The sequence below is a fragment of the Burkholderia sp. HI2761 genome, assembly GCF_002223355.1.
Classification (GTDB): domain Bacteria; phylum Pseudomonadota; class Gammaproteobacteria; order Burkholderiales; family Burkholderiaceae; genus Burkholderia.
Genome location: NZ_NKFN01000008.1, coordinates 148822 through 164658, shown reverse-complemented (window position 1 = coordinate 164658; position 15837 = coordinate 148822). Strand labels below are relative to the sequence as shown.

Genomic DNA, 15837 nt, shown 5'->3' with positions numbered 1-15837 from the left:
ATTGCGGGGAAAACCGCTTCCCTGTGTGCCGAAAAAATTACAACGCGTTGGATGAAAGGGCGTCTGATCGCGGTTTCCCGCAGGCATGCGGCGCACGCGGCGCGGCACGCGATTTGCGCGACCTCTGCTCACCCGCCGGCCCGGCCGGCCCGATGAAAAAGGAGGTCACGATGAAGGTATTCCAGCTGCAAGCCCGCTCCCCGCGCATCCGCCGCCAGCGCGCGATGCGCACCGGCATGGCGGTCGCGATCGCCGCGGCCACCGCGTGCATGGTCGTCGCGCCGAACGCGGTCGCCGCCGGCGACGACGGCGCCGCATCGTCGTCGACGTCGTCGCATTCGAGCACCGGCACGAAGATCCGCGACGCGACGATCACGACCAAGGCGAAGGCCGAACTCGTCGGCACGAGCGGCCTGTCGGCCGGCGACATCCACGTGAAGACGCGGCACGGCACCGTGACGCTCACCGGCAGCGTGCCCGACGAGCAGCAGCGCACGCAGGCCGTCGGCGTCGTGAAGCAGGTGGACGGCGTGCAGTCCGTGCGCGACCAGTTGACCATCCGGCCCAAATAACCGCGCGGCCGTAACAGGAGTCCAGCGATGAACTGCATGCTCAAACCGGTCGGCGAACAGACGATCGTAATCACCGGCGCGACCAGCGGCATCGGTCTCGTCACCGCGCGCAAGGCGGCACGACGCGGCGCGAAGCTCGTGCTGTTCGCGCGCAACGAGGAAGCGCTGAACACGCTGTGCGAGGAAATCCGCCAGCACGGCGGCCTCGCGGTGCCGGTCGCCGGCGACGTCGGCAATATCGAGGACCTACAGCGCGCGGCCGCGAAGGCGGCCGACACGTACGGCGGCTTCGACACCTGGGTCAACAATGCGGGCGTGTCGATCTTCGGCACGGCCGCCGCGGTGCCGCTCGAGGATCAGCGCCGGCTGTTCGACACCAACTACTGGGGCGTCGTGCACGGCTCGCTCGTCGCGGCCGACCATTTCCGGCGCAAGAGCGATTTCCACGGCGGCGCGATCATCAACATGGGCAGCGAGGCGTCCGACGCGCCGGTGCCGCTGCAAAGCGCGTATGTCGCGTCGAAACACGCGGTGAAGGGCTTCACCGATTCGCTGCGGCTCGAGATGGAGGCGGATCACCTGCCGGTGTCCGTCACGCTGATCAAGCCGGCCGCGATCGACACGATGTTCGTGATGCACGCGAAGAACTACATGAACGTCGAGGCGAAGCTGCCGCCGCCGATCTACGACCCCGATCTGGTGGCCGACGCGATCCTGTTCGCGGCCGCGCACGCGCGCCGCACGCTGTTCGTCGGCGGTGCCGCCAAGTTCACGTCGGCGAGCGCGTACCACGCGCCTCGCCTGTTCGATCGCGTCGCGGCCACGCTGTTCTCGCGCGGCCAGCGCACGGTGCGTCCGGCGCGGCCGCGCGACGACAACGCACTGTACGACTCGCGCCACGCGCTGCACGAGCGCGAAGGCATGGAGGGGCCGGTGCTGCGCAGCTGTGCGTACAACACGGTGGTGCAGCGGCCCAAGGTCGCCGGCGCGGTCGCGCTGGGCGCGGCGGCGGTGGTGTTTGCCGCGTTCGCGCGGTCGCGCCGCTCGTCCGCGTGATTTCATCGATTTTCCAAGGAGGCTTTCATGACATCCCGACAACATACGGGCCACGAATACAGCCACTCGCGCGCGCACGAAGGCGAGCGCACGCAGCAGGACCACGACAAGGGCGGGCACCAGACCGGGCACGGCAAGCCGCCGAGCCCGGTCGACGTGCAGAAGGCGCTGAAGGGAATGGACTACCCCGCCAGCAAGTCCGACGTCGTGCAGTGCGCGGAACGCTCGCATGCGGACCGCCAGGTGCTCGACATGCTGCGCAAGATTCCCGAGCGCGAATACGACACGCCGGCGTCGGTATCGAAGGAACTCGGGCGGCTGATGTAAGCGCCGCCCCGTTGCGTCGCGCGCGCGAGCGCGCGGCGCACCCATCATGAGGAGCACGACCATGGCGATGATCGTCGCAGGCCGTTTCACGACGTTCGATGAAGCGGAAGGTGGGGCGCGTCACCTTTACGAGCGCGCGTTCGGGCCCGACGACGTGTCGATCTTCTTCCTGAACCCGGGCGGCCAGCATGCGCGCTTCCCGATCGGCGGCGACGTATATGCCGACACGGCGGCGAAGCCGGGCGGCCGGGGCGCGATGATCGGCGCGATCCGCGGGTTGCTGATCGGCGTCGTCATCGGTTTGATCGTGTACGCCGTCGGCTTGCGCTACTGGTTCGTGCCGGCCGCGGGCGCGCTGGCCGGCGCGTATCTCGGCGCCTTCGGCGGCGCGCTCGGCCGGATGCGCGGCCAGCAGGCCGAAGGCAAGGGCACGCTTGCGCAGAGCGAAACGGGCGTGATCCTCGCCGCGCGCGTGACGCCCGACACCGCGACGGCCGCGGAAGACGTGCTGCGTGCGACCGGAGCGAAGTCGATCGAGCGCGTCGAAGGCGAATGGCAGGACGGCGAATGGCGCGACTTCGATCCGGTGCGCCGGCCGGACGAAGCCGAATCCGGCGGCCCGCACTGAATACGCCCTTTTTTCCAAACGCTTGCAACGCCAGCCGTCGAAACACGGCGGCCGCGTGCGGGCCGGCGTGCGGCCCACGCGGCACGCCGCTTGCGCAGCCTCGGCGGCATCCGTTCAAGGAGGAACCCATGACCACCCCACAGACGCCGCCGCCGCAGAAACAGGCGCATCAGCCGGGCACCGAGCGCGACATGCATCCGAAGCCGCGCGACGAAGCGGCCGACTACGTCGGCAGCGGCAAGCTCGCCGGCAAGGTCGCGCTGGTGACGGGCGGCGACAGCGGGATCGGCCGCGCCGTCGCGGTCGGTTTCGCGAAGGAAGGCGCGGACGTCGCGATCGTCTACCTGAAGGAATCCGACGATGCCGCGCATACGAAGCAACTGATCGAGCAGGCCGGCCGGCGCTGCGAGGCGATCGCATGCGACGTCGGCGATCGCCGGCAGGCGCGCGACGCGGTCGCCCGCACGGTCGAACGGCTCGGCCGCCTCGACGTGCTCGTGAACAACGCGGGCGAGCAGCACCCGCAGCCGGGCATCGAGGACGTGTCCGAGGAACAGCTCGAGCGCACGTTCCGCACGAACGTGTACGGGATGTTCTTCTGCACGCAGGCCGCGCTGCCGCACATGAAGCAGGGCGGACGCATCGTCAACACGGCCTCGGTCACCGCCTATCACGGCAGCCCGAAACTGCCCGACTACTCGGCGACCAAGGGCGCGATCGTCGCGTTCACGCGGTCGCTGTCGATCGAGCTGGCCGAACGCGACATCCGCGTGAACGCGGTCGCGCCGGGGCCGATCTGGACGCCGCTGATTCCGTCGACGTTCACGCCCGAACAGGTCGAGAAATTCGGCTCGAACGTGCCGCTCAAGCGGCCGGGGCAACCGGACGAACTGATCGACTGCTACGTGCTGCTCGCGTCGGACGGCGCGAGCTACATGACCGGGCAGACGCTGCATCCGAACGGCGGCTCGATCGTCGGCGGCTGACGGCCGCGCTCACGCAAATACAAGGAGAAAGCAGATGAGACAACCCAACTGGACCATTGCGGCGCTCGCCGCCGGCGTGCTCGCCGTGTCGGGCCTCGCCCGCGCGCAGATGCCGAGCGAGCCGCCCGCGTCGAATTCGCATGTGCCGGGCGGCGTGATCAATCCGTCGTCGGGCGCGGGCGGCGCGGGTGACCCCGGCATCGCGAAAGCGCCGAAGGGCGCCGACGCGGAGTTCGTCGACAAGGCCGCGATGGCCGGCAAGGCGGAAGTGCAGGCAAGCCAGCTAGCGCTGAAGCAGGCGCAGTCGGCGGACGTGCGCGCTTTCGCGAAACGGATGGTCGCCGATCACGGCAAGGCGAACGCGAAGCTCGAGGAAATCGCCGCGCGCAAGGGCATGAAGCCGCAGGTCGACCAGATCTCGGACCCCGACGTCGAGGCGCTGCGCGGCAAGAGCGGGCACGACTTCGACACCGCGTATCTCGCGGCGGCCGGCCCCGATGCGCACAAGAAGGCGGTCGCGTTGTTCGAGGACGAAGCCCGCGACGGCAAGGACGCGCAACTGCGCGCGTTCGCCAAGTCCACGCTGCCGACGCTCAAGCATCACCTGAGCATGGCGGAGACGGTTGCACGCAAGGTGGGCGCGCAATAGTGCGTGCCCGGTTCACCTCCGGGCCGCACGTGCGGCCCGCTTTTTCGGAGAAGCAGTCATGGCCCAACGGCAATCGAAGCACGAAGGTATCCTCGAACTGCTCTGCCAGGCATACGAGACCGAGCTTGGCGGCGCGCAGATCTACGAGGCCGCACTCCAGTGCGCGACCGACGAGGACCTGCACAAGGAATGGGAGAAATACCACCGCGAGACGCTGCATCACCAGGAGGTGCTGCGCAAGGTATTCGAAACGCTCGGCCTCGATCCCGATGCGCAATCGCCGGGGCGCGCCGCGGTAGCGGCCACCGGCAAGTCGCTGGTGCAGGTGATCGAGCAGGCGAGGAAGCAGGCCGACCCGGCGGTCGCGCAGGTGGTGGCGGCCGAGTGCGTGGTGCTGGCCGAAACCAAGGATCACCTGAACTGGGAACTGATCGGCTACGCGGCCGACCAGTTGCCCGACAGTGACGCCGCGAAGGCGCTGAAGGCCGCGCACGACGAGGTCGAGGCCGACGAGGATCATCACCTGTATCACACGCGTGGCTGGGCGCGCGAGATGTGGATCGAGTCGATGGGCTTCAAGGCGGTGCTGCCGCCGCCGGAGGAAGTGAAGAAGGTGGAATCCGCCGCCGATGCGGCACGTGCCGAGCGCTCGCGCGGCAAGATGATGTAACGCCCGGGCGGGCGGCGTCGCGCGTGGCGCGGCGCCCGCCTGCTCGTCATGAAGGTTGCGTACGCAACTTACTGTACCCGGCCGTATCGATCCCTCACGTCAGCGCGTCGACGATCATCGTCACCACCGACGCCGCCATCAGCACCACCGCCAGCCAGCCGAACAGTTTCGATACCGGGCCGCTCCCGGGCTGGCCGGCAGCGTCGCGCTTCCCCGACAGCAACATCACGAGCACGAGCATCGGCACCGCGGCCACGCCGTTGAGCACGGCGCTCCAGTACAACGCCCGGATCGGGTCGATCGGGCTGAAGCAGATCGCGATGCCGACGATCACGCACAGCGCCAGCACCGTGTAGAAGGCGGGCGCGCGCCGCACGGGCTCGTTCAGCCCTTCGCGGAACCGCCAGGCTTCCGCGCAACCGTAGGCGGCGCTGCCCGCGAACGCGGGAATCGCGAGCAGGCCGCAGCCGACGATGCCGAACGCGAACACCAGGAACGCAGCTTCGCCGGCGATCGGCCGCAGCGCCTCGGCGGCCTGCGCGGTGCTGCCGATGTCGTGCCGGCCGTGCGCGAAGAAAACGGCCGCGCCGATCACCATGATGCAGAACGACACCGCGTTGGTGACGACCATGCCGGTCCACGTATCGACCGTGACGCGCTGCTCGGTCTCGCGGCGCGTGTCGCGTTCGCCGTCCTGTTGCTCGGCCGTGGTTTGCTCGACTTCGAGCGCGGCCTGCCACACGAACAGGTACGGGCTCAGCGTCGTGCCGAGCACGGCGACCGCGGTGGTCGCATACGCATGCGTGAACGCGATCTGCGGCAGCACGATCGCATGCAGCACGTTGCCCCAGTCGACGTGCACGAAGCCGAGTTCGAGCACGTACGCGATCAGGCCAAGCGTCATCCATTTCAGCCAGCGCGCGTAGCGCTCGTATGACAGCATCACCTGCAACGCGAGCGATGCGATCCCGTAGACCGGCGCATACCAGTAGCTGCGGCCGCCGACGACGAGCGCTGTCGCATCGCCCATCGCCGCAAGATCGGCGCCGACGTTCACGACGTTGACGATCACGACCATCACGATCAGCGTCTTCGCGACGCGATCGGAAAAGTGTTCGCGAATGCCGGCCACGAGACCTTCGCGATTGCGTCGCCCGATGAACGCCGCCGCGAGCTGCACGGCGACCATCATCGGCAGCGTGACGACGATCATCCACAGCATGTTGAAACCGAACTGGCTGCCGGCCTGCGCGTAGACGGCGACGTTGCTCGGATCGGCGTCCGACGCGCCCGCGAGCAGGCCGGGGCCGAGCCGCCGATACCACGGTTTCGCGGCGGGCGGCGGCGCCCCGGCCGCCGCCCGCGCGTCTTCGCCCAGTCGGCTCATCCGGCATCCCCGTGCGACGGGTGCCCGCCGCCGTGGCGTCGCTCGCGCGCGAGGCGCGACGCGGTGCGCAGCGCGTCGACCAGCGTGCGGTACGCGTGTTCGCGGGAATCGGCGCCGCGCGTGCGCAGCACGTACGACGGATGATAGGTGGCGACGACGAGCCGGCCGTCGTCGGTGCGCACCGGCGCGCGCGTGCGCTCGAGCGTCGCGTCGTTGTCCAGCAGCACCGCGCGCAACGCCGTCGCGCCGAGCGCGACCACCACGCGCGGCTGTACGGTTTCCAGTTCGCGTTCGAGCCAGTAGCGGCACGCGGCCACTTCGCGCTGCGCGGGCGTCTTGTGCAGCCGCCGCTTGCCGCGCGGTTCCCATTTGAAGTGCTTGACCGCGTTCGTCAGGTAGACGTGCGAGCGTTCGATTCCGGCTTCGTCGAGCGCGCGGTCCAGCATGCGGCCGGCCGCACCGACGAACGGCATGCCCGCGCGGTCTTCCTGGTCGCCCGGCTGCTCGCCGACCAGCATGATCGTCGCGTCGACCGGCCCTGCGCCCGGCACCGGCTGCGTCGCGTGTTCCCACAGCGCGCAGCGGCGGCACGCGTCGAGCGTGCGCGGGGCCTCGTCGTCGGGCGGCGAAGCCGGAGGGGCGGGCGCTTTGCGGGTCATGCGGCGCCTCCGGCGCAGGCCGACGCAGCAGCGCGCCGCGATCGGGCGGAACGCTTCGGCAATCGCGTGGTCGCACGCGCAGAGGGAGGCAATCGGGCCGATTGAAGCCGCATCGCACGCATGAAGGACTCCGGAGTCGACGATACGAACGAGACAGCAACCGGCATGCCGCATGCGGTCGGTATGGGCGCGCGCCTTGCGTGGCAAGCCCGGCCAACGACAGGAGAAGCAGATGCAACCCGACCCCGGCGACGATCCCGCCGCCGACGACGTGCTGCTGTGGCGCGCGCCCGACAGCGTGCCGCGCCGCCCGCGCCGCGTGCTGGTCGTCGACGACTATCGCGATGCGGCGGATGCGCTGCGCCTGCTGCTCGAGGCGCGCGGCTTCGAGTGCCGGGTCGCCGACGATCCGTTCGCCGTGTGCGACGTCGCGCGCGACTGGCAGCCGTTCGCGGTCGTGCTCGATATCGCGATGCCGGGCCTCGACGGACTGGAACTCGCGACGCGGCTGCGCGGCGATCCGCAGACATCGGACATGCTGCTGGTCGCGTGCAGCGGGCTGGCGTCGCGGCGGGATCGCGAACAGGCGAAGGAAGCCGGCTTCGATGCGCATTGCGCGAAGCCGCTGACGCCGCACCGCCTGCTGGGCTACCTCGAATCGGCGAGCGGCGGTGCGGTGACGCCGGACGAGGACGTTACACGACCCTTGTAAAAAGGCCGGCGGCGCGCAGGGCGCGGCCGGTCAGGCGACGGTGCGCGGCGCGGCACGGGCGCTCGACCGCCCCGCCGCGACGGCCAGCGCGCTGGCGAGCACGAGCAGCGCGGCGCTGAACGCGAAGGTCGCACGGTAGCCGTGCAGGTCGAACAGCAGGCCGCCCGTCGTCGCGCCGAGCGTGATCGCCAGTTGCACGACCGCCACCATCAGCCCGCCGCCGGCCTCCGCGTCGCGCGGCAACGTGCGCGCGAGCCAGGTCCACCAGCCTACCGGCGCCGCCGTACCGAGCAGGCCCCACAGCGCGAGCAGGCACGCGGTTGCCGCCGTCGACGCGCCGAAGCCCGTCAACGCGAGCGCGATCGCGGCCATCAGCAGCGGCGTGGCGACGAGTGCCCGGTACAGCCCGTATTTCAGGACGCCGCCGATCAGCGCCGTGCCCGCGACACCCGCGATGCCGATCCCGAGCAGCATCAGCGACAGCGCGGTCGTGCCGGCATGCGTGACGGTTTCGAGAAACGGGCGCAGGTAGGTGAACAGCGCGAACTGTCCCATGAAGAACACGCCCACCGCGGCCATGCCGACCGCGACCGGCGGCCGGGCCAGCAGCGTCGCCGCACCGACCCGCGTGCGCTGCGGCGCCGAGGGCATCGACGGCAGGCTGACGAGCTTCCAGCCGAGCGCGAGGGCGGCCACCGGCACGACGCAGAAGAATGCCCAGCGCCAGCCGACGATCGCGCCGAGGAAGCTGCCGAGCGGCGCGGCCACGACGGTCGCGAGCGCGTTGCCGCCATTCACGATCGCGAGCGCGCGCGGTACCTGCCGGTCCGGCACGAGGCGCATCGCGGTCGCGGCGGACATCGACCAGAAACCGCCGATCGCCACGCCGATCAGCGCGCGGCCGGCGATGAACGCCGCATAGTTCGGCGCGAACGCGACGACCGTGCCGGACACGATCGTCAGCAGCGTCAGCGACAGCAGCACGCGCTTGCGATCGCAGCGCCCGGCGAGCGACGCGATCAGCAGGCTCGTCACGAGCGCGAACGCGCCCGATACGGAGATCGCCTGGCCGGCCTGACCTTCGCTGACGTGCAGGTCGCCCGCGATCGGCGTGAGCAGGCTGACCGGCATGAATTCGGAGGCGACCAGCGCGAACGCGCCGAGCGACATCGCAAGGACGGCGCCCCATGCGGCGGTATGGCCGGCTGCGGCGCCGCGCTCGGGAGTGGAAACGGAGGGCATGACGGGAATCGATGCGGAAGGCGTCGGTCGTGCGCTCAGTCGCAATGCGCGGCCGTGTCGCGGCCGGCCAGATGCGTGCTCGCGTCGTCGTTGCGCGCGGCCTGCACCTTCACGGCGGCGGCCTGTGCGTCGTCGACCCACGTGCGCGGATTCATGCGGGCGGGATTGAAACCGGCCGATGCGTAGCGAACCATGTCCTCGCGGACCTGGTCGCGCGTGAGGCCAGGCGCGGATTGCGCGAGCAGCGGGGCGGAGCCGACCAGCGCGGCGACGGCGGTAACGAGGGGGAAAACGCGGATTTTCATGGCGTGTGGTTCCGAAAGGGGCGGCGTGTCGGCTGGGAGCGCGACGCGACGCGATGGGTCGATGGCTTCGCAGTCTAGCGAGCCGTCCGGCATCGATTAAGTAGCTCGCCGCGCTTGGACTTATTAGCCACGCCGATGAATTGGCGCGGGCGGTGCTAGGATTGACGTTCGTCCCGACCGGAGCCTGCCGACATGGCGCGCGAAAATTTCAACGACCTGCTCGTCTTTCTCGCGGTGGCCCGCGATCGCAGCTTCACGCGCGCGGCCGCGCGGCTCGGCGTGTCGCAATCGGCGCTGAGCCAGACCGTGCGCGATCTGGAAACGCGGCTTGGCGTGCGGCTGCTGGCGCGCACGACGCGCAGCGTGTCGACGACCGAGGCCGGCGAGGCGCTGTTCCAGGCGGTGGCGCCGCGCATCGACGAGATCTCGGCGCAACTGGCCGCGCTGTCCGATTTCAGGGACAAGCCGGCCGGCGTGGTGCGCATCACGGCCACCGAGCATCCGATCGACACGGTCGTCTGGCCGAAGCTCAGGAACGTGCTGCCCGACTATCCGGACATTCGCGTCGAGCTGTCGGTCGACTACGGGCTGTCGAACATCGTCGAGGAGCGCTACGACATCGGCGTGCGGTACGGCGACCAGGTGGCGCAGGACATGATCGCGGTGCGGATCAGCCCGGACATCCCGATGGCGATGGTCGCCGCGCCGTCCTATCTCGACGGCCGCAAGCCGCCGAGGAAGCCGCAGGATCTGCTCGACCACGACTGCGTCACGCTGCGGCTCGCGACCGCGAAGGGTATCTATGCGTGGGAATTGAAGAAGGGCAAGAACGCCATCCAGGCGCGCGTGAACGGCCGGATCACCTGCAATACGCAGCCACACATGGTGCAGGCGGCGCTCGACGGTTTCGGCATCGCGTTCGTCGCCGAGGATGTCGCGCACGCGCATCTGCGCAGCGGCGCGCTGCGCATCGTGATGCCGGACTGGTGCCCGGTGTTTCCGGGCTACCACGCGTACTATCCGAGCCGCCGCCAGGCGTCGCGCGCGTTTTCGGTCGTGATCGACGCGCTGCGGCACCGGCCGTAGCGCGCGGCGTTCGCCGCCGCGGCGCGGGCAAAAAAACGCCCCGCGGGCGGGGCGTGTCGAACCGATGCGCCGGCGAACCGGCGCCGCGTCATGGTGCGGTCAATGGCGGCCGCGCGTGCGCGGATCGTCGAGGTCTTCGGTCGGGTCGGTCAGCCCGAGCTCGTCGCCGGCACTCCAGTACGGGGTGCTGCCGTAGAACTCGTGCAGCGGCTCGGCCCATTGCGGATCGGCCATCGCCGGCCAATGGTCCTTGTCGAACCCCGGCGCGTTGCGAATCCGTTCCGACGATACCGACAGCAGGAAGCACTTGCGTTCGGTGTCGAGCGTCAGCGCGCTCCACGGAATCGCGTGGAGCTTGTCGCCGATGCCGAGGATGCCGCCGCTCGACAGCACCGCATACGCGATGCGGCCGGAGCGCACGTCGAGCATGATGTCCTTGATCTTGCCGACATCGTCGCCGTCCGTCGTATAGACCTTGTCGCCTTCCAGCGTATCGGCCGCCATCACGTCGGGGCCGGGGCCGGCCGCCGTCGCGGCGCCCTTGCCGATGATGCGGGTCTGACCTTGATCGGGAGTCTGCATGGTTTCCTCCAGGCTGCGTGGGGCGCGACCGTGCCCGGGGCGGGCCCTGCGGGTCGCGCGGGGTTGTCGAGGCGGGGCGGAAATCGCTCCGTCACGTCTGCTTCGGTTGCGACACGCCTTCCAGCGTGTTCGCCACGTCGTCGCGCTCGGGGCTGGCCGTGCGCGTCGCGATGTCGGCGAGCGACAGCATGCCGACCAATCGCTTGTCGTGATCGACGACGGGCAGCCGGCGCAGTTGCGCATCGGCCATGTAGTGCTGGATCTCGTCCAGCGAATCGTCGTCGAAGCACCATTCGATCGGGCCGGACGCGACCTCGTGGACCCGCGTCTCCGGCGGTTTGCCGGCCGAGATCGCGCGCACCGCGAGATCGCGGTCCGTCACCATCCCGATCAGCCGGTTGTTGTCGCACACGGGCAGCGCGCCGATGTCGTAGCGCTCCATCAGTTGGGCGGCGTGACGGATCGAGTCGGTCGGGGCGATCCGCACGACGTCCTGCGACATGATTTCGTTGACGCGATGCATGAAATTCTCCTTGGCGGTGGGTGAAGCAATGTGCCGATGCGGCCGCTCCGTCTCCAGCAAACCGCATGCCGTGCGCGGGCCGTCCTTGTCATTCGTCGTCGCGTTTGCGCTTGTCCTGCCACGGCCCGTCGTCGTGCGTCCCGGGCGGCGTGTCGGGCTCGATGCGCGTGACGCCGCCGGTCGCGGGCGGGTCGCTCGCCGGAAACGTGTCTTCGAGCTGCTTGTCGATATGACGCTCCGAGTGGCGCGTGTGCGTGCGGTCCTGATGCTTCAGCGGCGGTTGCGGATCGGGCTGCCGCTCGTGCGCCGGTGCGTCGTGGCCGTGCCGGGTCGAATCCTTCATGGCGGTGCTCCGTATCGGGGACGATGAGCCCGCTCTGCCGCAACCTGCGTTCCCGGCCCCCGCGCGCGGCACGCGACTTGCCGCCGCAGCGGCGATGACCACGACGACGACCATGACGACACGGCGCAGCAGGGTTGCCTGCTGCGCGCACATCGAGCAGGAGGCACGACGATGATTCCGAAACGACGACCAGGAGTGCGCTACGAGATCAACGTATGCGGCGGCGGATTCGATTCGGTGAAGAGCCATTTCGATACGTGGAAGCACGAACCGCTGATCTACCGGCCCGAGCGCCGGATGTTCGAAGGCAAGGCCGACGTGCGGCGGCTCGGCGACGAGACGTTCGGCGCGACCGAGCCGGCGCGCTTCGCGCTGCAGTGCGCGTGCGAGCCGTCCGATCCGTACGCGCTCGCCGCGCGCGTGCGGGACGACGGCCGCGAGCTGTGGCTGGTGATGGCGGCGTACGACGCATAGCGGTGCGCTTGCAAGTTTTGCAGCGAGCGGTGTAGCGAATGCATGGCGAAGGCATGGCGCTTCGTCCGCGGCCGCGCGGCGGCGCGGCGACTCCGTGTAAGGGCGATACGAACGGACGGCACGCGGTTTGCGAATCATTCGGTACGCGCCCGGCGCGCCGATATCGACCCGAACCCCGCAACGATGGAATGCCGATGACCCACGAACCCGTGCAATGGCTGCAACGGCCCGAACCGCCGATCCCCGACATCGAGCCGGACCCCGAGCCGCCCGATCCCGACGACGTACCGCCGGACATGCCCGAACCGTACCGGGAACCGGAGGGCGATCCGCCCGGGCATGCGCCGCCGGAACGCGATCCGCCGTCGCCGGAGCCGCCGGTGCGTGCCGGCTTGGCGGGGCCGGTGCGCGCAAGGCCGCGAACGAAAACGGAGGTGCTGCAATGAGCATTCGCGTGAACCCCGGCATGCTGCGCGACCTCGCCGAGACGTTCGGCCGCCATTTCGAGGCGCGCGAGATAGCGTTCCATGTGGAGGAACAGCCGCCCGGTGCGCTGCATATCGGTTTTCGCGTCGACGGCCATCCGGCGTCGCTGACCGTCACGTTCGACCCCGACGCCTTCGCCGCGCTCGAACGGGCCGACGTCGAACGGCAGCGCGGCACGCTCACGCGCGTCGCGGCCGAATTCGACGCGATGATGGCGCGCCGCGCACCGACCGCTTACGCGGGCGATTTCCATTTCAACCGGCTCTGAACGGTGCCGCCGCGGCGTGGCCCCGAGCCGTCGACTCCAGGGAGGGATTCGATGAACACGATCCAGACGATACGGGTGGGCGCCTGTGCGTTCGCCGCTGCGTGCGCGCTGGGCGCATGCACGCAACCGACCAGCGGCCCCTACGGCGCGCATCCGGCGCCGCCCGCGCCGCCCGACGGCCGTGGCGCGCAGTCGACCACGACGATGCCGGATGCGAATACGCGCTACGACCCGCGTCCGTCGCCGGGCAATACGATGCCGCCGGGCGCGACCGTCGGCGAACCGGTCGACGTGCCGCCGCCGGGGCCGAATGGCACGCAGGGCGACCAGCCGCTGCCGGGCACGCCGCCGCCGATGCAGTACTGACACGACGCGTTGCGGCGACGCGTCGCGGCGTTGCGGCACGGGCAACGCCGCACCGCGATGCCGCGGGAGGAATGCGATGGCGAATCAGCACGAACATCTGGAGGACTGGCTGCGCGATGCGTACGCGATGGAGCGCCAGGCCGAGATGATGATCGACGCGCAGATGAAGCGGGTCGGGCACTATCCGCAATTGCAGGATCGGCTTCGGCTGCATCTCGACGAGACGCTCGCGCAGCAGGCGCTCGTCGAAGCGTGCCTGATGCGGCTCGGTACGTCGCCGTCGGCGACCAAGGATCTCGCCGCGCGTGTCGCCGCGTACGGTCAGATCGCGAGCGGCATGCTGGCGGACGACGAAGTCGTGAAGACCGCGTTGGCCGGTTATGCGTTCGAGCAACTCGAAATCGCCGCGTACACGGCGCTCGTCGCGGCGGCGCACGCGGCCGGCGAGGAAGAGATCCGTGCGTGTTGCGAGCGGATCCTGCAGCAGGAGCGCGACATGGCCGCATGGTTGCTGCGCCATCTGCCCGAGTTGACGACCGCCTTTCTCGATCGTTCGGCGGTCGACCGCATCGATGCGAAGCGGTGACGGGGCGCTCCCCGAGCGAAATGCGTGCCCCAAACTTCCCCCGGCTTGTAAAAAAGCGGCCTCGGCGTCCGGCAAAATGGGGTGCGAACTCCCGAGAGCCGCGACATATCGCGCTTCGCGCGACTGGCACGGAAGCTGCATCACGTTCGGCAGAAGACATACCGCGAACCGAACCGTCAGGAGGCTTTCGATGCCCGTCTCGCTTGCGCTGCAGATGCGACAGCATCTGGCACTTACGCCGAGGCTTCAGCAGTCGCTGCGGCTGCTGCAGTTGTCCTCGCTCGAGTTTCAACAGGAATTGCGTCAGGCGCTCGACATGAACCCGTTTCTCGAAGACGGCCAGGGCGACGAGGAAACGGCTGCCGAGGCCCCCGAGCAACCGACCGAAGCGGCCGCGCCCGAAGCGGCGCCCGAGCGCGACGAAATCCGCCCGCCGGATGGCGAGGTGCCGTTTACCGCCGCGCCCGCGCCGCGCGGCACGAGCCGCCAGGGCGAGGACGGAGACGGCCTGTCGCCGGGCGAATGGATGGCCGCCGAGCCGTCGCTGCATCAGCAATTGCACGATGCACTCCGGCTCTATCCCCTCAACAAGCGCGACCGCGAAGCCGCGCGCCTCGTGATCGATGCGCTGGACGACGACGGCTACCTGCGTCAGGAGCTTCCCGAACTCCTGGTCGCCGCCGATCCGGCGTGGCTGCTGTCGGAGCAGGATCTCGCGGTCGCGCTGCGGCTCGTGCAGATGCTCGACCGGCCCGGGATCGCCGCCCGTTCGTTGTCCGAATGCCTGGTGTTGCAGCTCGATGCGATTCCGGCCGGCACGCCGGCGCTCGCGGAAGCGAAAGCGATCGCGCGCGAGCATCTGGAACGTCTTGCGCGCCGCGAGACGGCCGAGATCCAGCGGCGCCTCGGCTGCAACCAGCAGACGCTGCACGCGGCCTGCGCGCTGGTGCGCGGGCTGGACCCGCGCCCCGGCAATCACTACGGCAGCACGCGCGGCGATTACGTGGTGCCCGACGTGATCGTGCGCCAGGTGCGCGACGAGTGGATCGTCACGATCAATCCGGCCGTGCTGCCGCGTGCACGCTTGCACGAGCGCTACGCGACGCTGTTCGCGCAGTCGAGCGGCGAGCGCGATTCGCCGCTCGGCCAGCAGTTGCAGGAGGCGCGCTGGCTGATCCGCAACGTGCAGAAGCGCTTCGACACGATCCAGCGCGTGGGCGAATGCATCGTCGCGCGGCAGCGCGATTTCTTCCGCTACGGCGAGATCGCGATGAAGCCGCTCGTGCTGCGCGACATCGCGGAAGAGCTCGACCTGCACGAATCGACCGTCTCGCGCGCGACCGGCAACAAGTACATGGCCACGCCGCACGGCACGTTCGAGTTCAAGCATTTCTTCCCGCGCAAGCTCGAGGCGGCCGGCAAGGGCGTGTGTTCGGCGTCGGCCGCGAAGGTACTGATCCGCGACATGATCGCGGCCGAGCGGCATACCGATCCGCTGTCCGACGTCGCGCTCGCGGAGAACCTCGCGGGCCGCGGCATTCTTCTTGCGCGTCGCACGGTGACGAAGTATCGCCAGGCGATGAAGATTCCGCCGGCCGACTTGCGGCGTCGCGACGCCGCGTGACGGCCCGATTGTCCCAACCCGCGCGTGCCGCGCATGGCGTCGGCGCGCGCGCCAACGAGAGGAGCGCAACCATGCCAGCCAAATCCCAGGCCCAGCAGCGCGCCGCGGGGGCCGCGCTATCGGCCAAGCGCGGCGACACGAAAGTGAAGGATCTCAAGCCGCCGGCGAAATCGATGGCCAAGTCGATGAGCGAGAAAGAGCTCGAGAAAATGGCGTCCACATCCGCGCACGGCAAACCGAAACACAAGCACGATGCGTGACCGGCGCCGACGTTTAGTGACGACTGCTGTCATCCAGGAGGGTTCC

Annotated in this window: 23 protein-coding genes; 16 read left to right on the top strand and 7 right to left on the bottom strand. The window is 69.5% G+C overall.

What is annotated here, in order from left to right; all coding sequences use genetic code 11:
• The first annotated feature begins 170 nt into the window (after positions 1 to 170).
• The 7 genes from CFB46_RS30715 (at position 171) to CFB46_RS30685 (ending at position 4888) form a co-directional block, all read left to right on the top strand.
• Entirely contained in the window at positions 171 to 572 is a 402-nt protein-coding gene (locus tag CFB46_RS30715; RefSeq protein WP_027786024.1) for a BON domain-containing protein, read from the top strand.
• Between the two features lie 27 nt (positions 573 to 599).
• Positions 600 to 1628: an SDR family oxidoreductase gene (locus CFB46_RS30710; protein ID WP_027786023.1), complete on the top strand. Its 1029-nt coding sequence runs from the start codon at positions 600 to 602 to the stop codon at positions 1626 to 1628.
• 27 nt (positions 1629 to 1655) lie between these two features.
• Positions 1656 to 1955, top strand: coding sequence for a DUF2795 domain-containing protein (locus CFB46_RS30705; protein ID WP_027786022.1), 300 nt, complete (start codon positions 1656 to 1658; stop codon positions 1953 to 1955).
• Positions 1956 to 2016: 61 nt separating this feature from the next.
• Complete coding sequence (locus CFB46_RS30700; RefSeq protein ID WP_027786021.1) at positions 2017 to 2583, top strand: hypothetical protein; 567 nt, start codon at positions 2017 to 2019, stop codon at positions 2581 to 2583.
• Positions 2584 to 2711: 128 nt separating this feature from the next.
• The gene (locus CFB46_RS30695) at positions 2712 to 3569 is read left to right on the top strand and encodes an SDR family oxidoreductase (RefSeq protein ID WP_027786020.1); all 858 of its coding nucleotides are present in this window, start codon (positions 2712 to 2714) and stop codon (positions 3567 to 3569) included.
• Positions 3570 to 3603: 34 nt separating this feature from the next.
• A complete protein-coding gene (locus CFB46_RS30690; protein WP_027786019.1) occupies positions 3604 to 4218 on the top strand; it encodes a DUF4142 domain-containing protein in 615 nt (204 codons plus the stop codon).
• 58 nt (positions 4219 to 4276) lie between these two features.
• Positions 4277 to 4888: a hypothetical protein gene (locus CFB46_RS30685; protein ID WP_027786018.1), complete on the top strand. Its 612-nt coding sequence runs from the start codon at positions 4277 to 4279 to the stop codon at positions 4886 to 4888.
• Between the two features lie 94 nt (positions 4889 to 4982).
• Here CFB46_RS30685 and CFB46_RS30680 read toward each other — a convergent pair whose 3' ends face one another.
• The gene (locus tag CFB46_RS30680; RefSeq protein ID WP_027786017.1) at positions 4983 to 6275 is read right to left on the bottom strand and encodes an Nramp family divalent metal transporter; all 1293 of its coding nucleotides are present in this window, start codon (positions 6273 to 6275) and stop codon (positions 4983 to 4985) included.
• Entirely contained in the window at positions 6272 to 6934 is a 663-nt protein-coding gene (locus CFB46_RS30675; RefSeq protein ID WP_089502430.1) for a UdgX family uracil-DNA binding protein, read from the bottom strand. The genes CFB46_RS30680 and CFB46_RS30675 overlap by 4 nt, the downstream gene beginning before the upstream one ends.
• Before the next feature lie 232 nt (positions 6935 to 7166).
• On the opposite strand from CFB46_RS30675, the gene CFB46_RS30670 reads away from it, so the two are divergent.
• Positions 7167 to 7646, top strand: a complete 480-nt coding sequence (locus CFB46_RS30670; protein WP_089502448.1) for a response regulator — start codon at positions 7167 to 7169, stop codon at positions 7644 to 7646.
• Positions 7647 to 7676: 30 nt separating this feature from the next.
• On the opposite strand, the gene CFB46_RS30665 is transcribed toward CFB46_RS30670, so the two are convergent.
• Together CFB46_RS30665 and CFB46_RS30660 are read right to left on the bottom strand one after the other, a co-directional pair.
• Positions 7677 to 8888, bottom strand: a complete 1212-nt coding sequence (locus tag CFB46_RS30665) for an MFS transporter (RefSeq protein ID WP_027786014.1) — start codon at positions 8886 to 8888, stop codon at positions 7677 to 7679.
• Positions 8889 to 8923: 35 nt separating this feature from the next.
• A complete protein-coding gene (locus CFB46_RS30660; RefSeq protein WP_027786013.1) occupies positions 8924 to 9193 on the bottom strand; it encodes a DUF4148 domain-containing protein in 270 nt (89 codons plus the stop codon).
• Positions 9194 to 9385: 192 nt separating this feature from the next.
• On the opposite strand from CFB46_RS30660, the gene CFB46_RS30655 reads away from it, so the two are divergent.
• Positions 9386 to 10279, top strand: a complete 894-nt coding sequence (locus CFB46_RS30655; protein WP_027786012.1) for a LysR family transcriptional regulator — start codon at positions 9386 to 9388, stop codon at positions 10277 to 10279.
• 99 nt (positions 10280 to 10378) lie between these two features.
• Here CFB46_RS30655 and CFB46_RS30650 read toward each other — a convergent pair whose 3' ends face one another.
• From CFB46_RS30650 to CFB46_RS30640, 3 genes are all read right to left on the bottom strand, one after another.
• Positions 10379 to 10861 carry a PRC-barrel domain-containing protein gene (locus tag CFB46_RS30650; protein WP_006498342.1) on the bottom strand — a complete coding sequence of 161 codons (483 nt, stop codon included), beginning with the start codon at positions 10859 to 10861 and terminating at the stop codon, positions 10379 to 10381.
• Between the two features lie 91 nt (positions 10862 to 10952).
• The gene (locus CFB46_RS30645; RefSeq protein WP_027786011.1) at positions 10953 to 11384 is read right to left on the bottom strand and encodes a CBS domain-containing protein; all 432 of its coding nucleotides are present in this window, start codon (positions 11382 to 11384) and stop codon (positions 10953 to 10955) included.
• Between the two features lie 88 nt (positions 11385 to 11472).
• Positions 11473 to 11727, bottom strand: a complete 255-nt coding sequence (locus tag CFB46_RS30640; RefSeq protein ID WP_027786010.1) for a hypothetical protein — start codon at positions 11725 to 11727, stop codon at positions 11473 to 11475.
• Between the two features lie 171 nt (positions 11728 to 11898).
• Between CFB46_RS30640 and CFB46_RS30635 the strand changes: the two genes are divergently transcribed.
• From CFB46_RS30635 to CFB46_RS30605, 7 genes are all read left to right on the top strand, one after another.
• Positions 11899 to 12201, top strand: a complete 303-nt coding sequence (locus tag CFB46_RS30635; protein WP_027786009.1) for a hypothetical protein — start codon at positions 11899 to 11901, stop codon at positions 12199 to 12201.
• 194 nt (positions 12202 to 12395) lie between these two features.
• Entirely contained in the window at positions 12396 to 12647 is a 252-nt protein-coding gene (locus tag CFB46_RS30630; RefSeq protein ID WP_027786008.1) for a hypothetical protein, read from the top strand.
• Positions 12644 to 12955 (top strand): hypothetical protein, encoded by a 312-nt coding sequence (locus CFB46_RS30625; protein WP_027786007.1) that lies wholly within the window; start codon positions 12644 to 12646, stop codon positions 12953 to 12955. The genes CFB46_RS30630 and CFB46_RS30625 overlap by 4 nt, the downstream gene beginning before the upstream one ends.
• Before the next feature lie 51 nt (positions 12956 to 13006).
• Positions 13007 to 13321, top strand: a complete 315-nt coding sequence (locus tag CFB46_RS30620; RefSeq protein WP_027786006.1) for a hypothetical protein — start codon at positions 13007 to 13009, stop codon at positions 13319 to 13321.
• Between the two features lie 76 nt (positions 13322 to 13397).
• Positions 13398 to 13907 (top strand): DUF892 family protein, encoded by a 510-nt coding sequence (locus tag CFB46_RS30615; protein ID WP_089502429.1) that lies wholly within the window; start codon positions 13398 to 13400, stop codon positions 13905 to 13907.
• A 190-nt stretch (positions 13908 to 14097) separates the two neighbouring features.
• Complete coding sequence (locus tag CFB46_RS30610; RefSeq protein WP_027786005.1) at positions 14098 to 15531, top strand: RNA polymerase factor sigma-54; 1434 nt, start codon at positions 14098 to 14100, stop codon at positions 15529 to 15531.
• A gap of 71 nt (positions 15532 to 15602) precedes the next feature.
• Positions 15603 to 15791, top strand: coding sequence for a DUF3008 family protein (locus CFB46_RS30605; RefSeq protein ID WP_027786004.1), 189 nt, complete (start codon positions 15603 to 15605; stop codon positions 15789 to 15791).
• Positions 15792 to 15837: the final 46 nt, after the last annotated feature.

Bases quoted from the DNA above. Each gene is read 5' to 3' on its own strand.
- CFB46_RS30715 (WP_027786024.1), top strand. From the start codon at position 171: ATGAAGGTATTCCAGCTGCAAGCCCGCTCCCCGCGCATCCGCCGCCAG.
- CFB46_RS30710 (WP_027786023.1), top strand. From the start codon at position 600: ATGAACTGCATGCTCAAACCGGTCGGCGAACAGACGATCGTAATCACC.
- CFB46_RS30705 (WP_027786022.1), top strand. From the start codon at position 1,656: ATGACATCCCGACAACATACGGGCCACGAATACAGCCACTCGCGCGCG.
- CFB46_RS30700 (WP_027786021.1), top strand. From the start codon at position 2,017: ATGGCGATGATCGTCGCAGGCCGTTTCACGACGTTCGATGAAGCGGAA.
- CFB46_RS30695 (WP_027786020.1), top strand. From the start codon at position 2,712: ATGACCACCCCACAGACGCCGCCGCCGCAGAAACAGGCGCATCAGCCG.
- CFB46_RS30690 (WP_027786019.1), top strand. From the start codon at position 3,604: ATGAGACAACCCAACTGGACCATTGCGGCGCTCGCCGCCGGCGTGCTC.
- CFB46_RS30685 (WP_027786018.1), top strand. From the start codon at position 4,277: ATGGCCCAACGGCAATCGAAGCACGAAGGTATCCTCGAACTGCTCTGC.
- CFB46_RS30680 (WP_027786017.1), bottom strand. From the start codon at position 6,275: ATGAGCCGACTGGGCGAAGACGCGCGGGCGGCGGCCGGGGCGCCGCCG.
- CFB46_RS30675 (WP_089502430.1), bottom strand. From the start codon at position 6,934: ATGACCCGCAAAGCGCCCGCCCCTCCGGCTTCGCCGCCCGACGACGAG.
- CFB46_RS30670 (WP_089502448.1), top strand. From the start codon at position 7,167: ATGCAACCCGACCCCGGCGACGATCCCGCCGCCGACGACGTGCTGCTG.
- CFB46_RS30665 (WP_027786014.1), bottom strand. From the start codon at position 8,888: ATGCCCTCCGTTTCCACTCCCGAGCGCGGCGCCGCAGCCGGCCATACC.
- CFB46_RS30660 (WP_027786013.1), bottom strand. From the start codon at position 9,193: ATGAAAATCCGCGTTTTCCCCCTCGTTACCGCCGTCGCCGCGCTGGTC.
- CFB46_RS30655 (WP_027786012.1), top strand. From the start codon at position 9,386: ATGGCGCGCGAAAATTTCAACGACCTGCTCGTCTTTCTCGCGGTGGCC.
- CFB46_RS30650 (WP_006498342.1), bottom strand. From the start codon at position 10,861: ATGCAGACTCCCGATCAAGGTCAGACCCGCATCATCGGCAAGGGCGCC.
- CFB46_RS30645 (WP_027786011.1), bottom strand. From the start codon at position 11,384: ATGCATCGCGTCAACGAAATCATGTCGCAGGACGTCGTGCGGATCGCC.
- CFB46_RS30640 (WP_027786010.1), bottom strand. From the start codon at position 11,727: ATGAAGGATTCGACCCGGCACGGCCACGACGCACCGGCGCACGAGCGG.
- CFB46_RS30635 (WP_027786009.1), top strand. From the start codon at position 11,899: ATGATTCCGAAACGACGACCAGGAGTGCGCTACGAGATCAACGTATGC.
- CFB46_RS30630 (WP_027786008.1), top strand. From the start codon at position 12,396: ATGACCCACGAACCCGTGCAATGGCTGCAACGGCCCGAACCGCCGATC.
- CFB46_RS30625 (WP_027786007.1), top strand. From the start codon at position 12,644: ATGAGCATTCGCGTGAACCCCGGCATGCTGCGCGACCTCGCCGAGACG.
- CFB46_RS30620 (WP_027786006.1), top strand. From the start codon at position 13,007: ATGAACACGATCCAGACGATACGGGTGGGCGCCTGTGCGTTCGCCGCT.
- CFB46_RS30615 (WP_089502429.1), top strand. From the start codon at position 13,398: ATGGCGAATCAGCACGAACATCTGGAGGACTGGCTGCGCGATGCGTAC.
- CFB46_RS30610 (WP_027786005.1), top strand. From the start codon at position 14,098: ATGCCCGTCTCGCTTGCGCTGCAGATGCGACAGCATCTGGCACTTACG.
- CFB46_RS30605 (WP_027786004.1), top strand. From the start codon at position 15,603: ATGCCAGCCAAATCCCAGGCCCAGCAGCGCGCCGCGGGGGCCGCGCTA.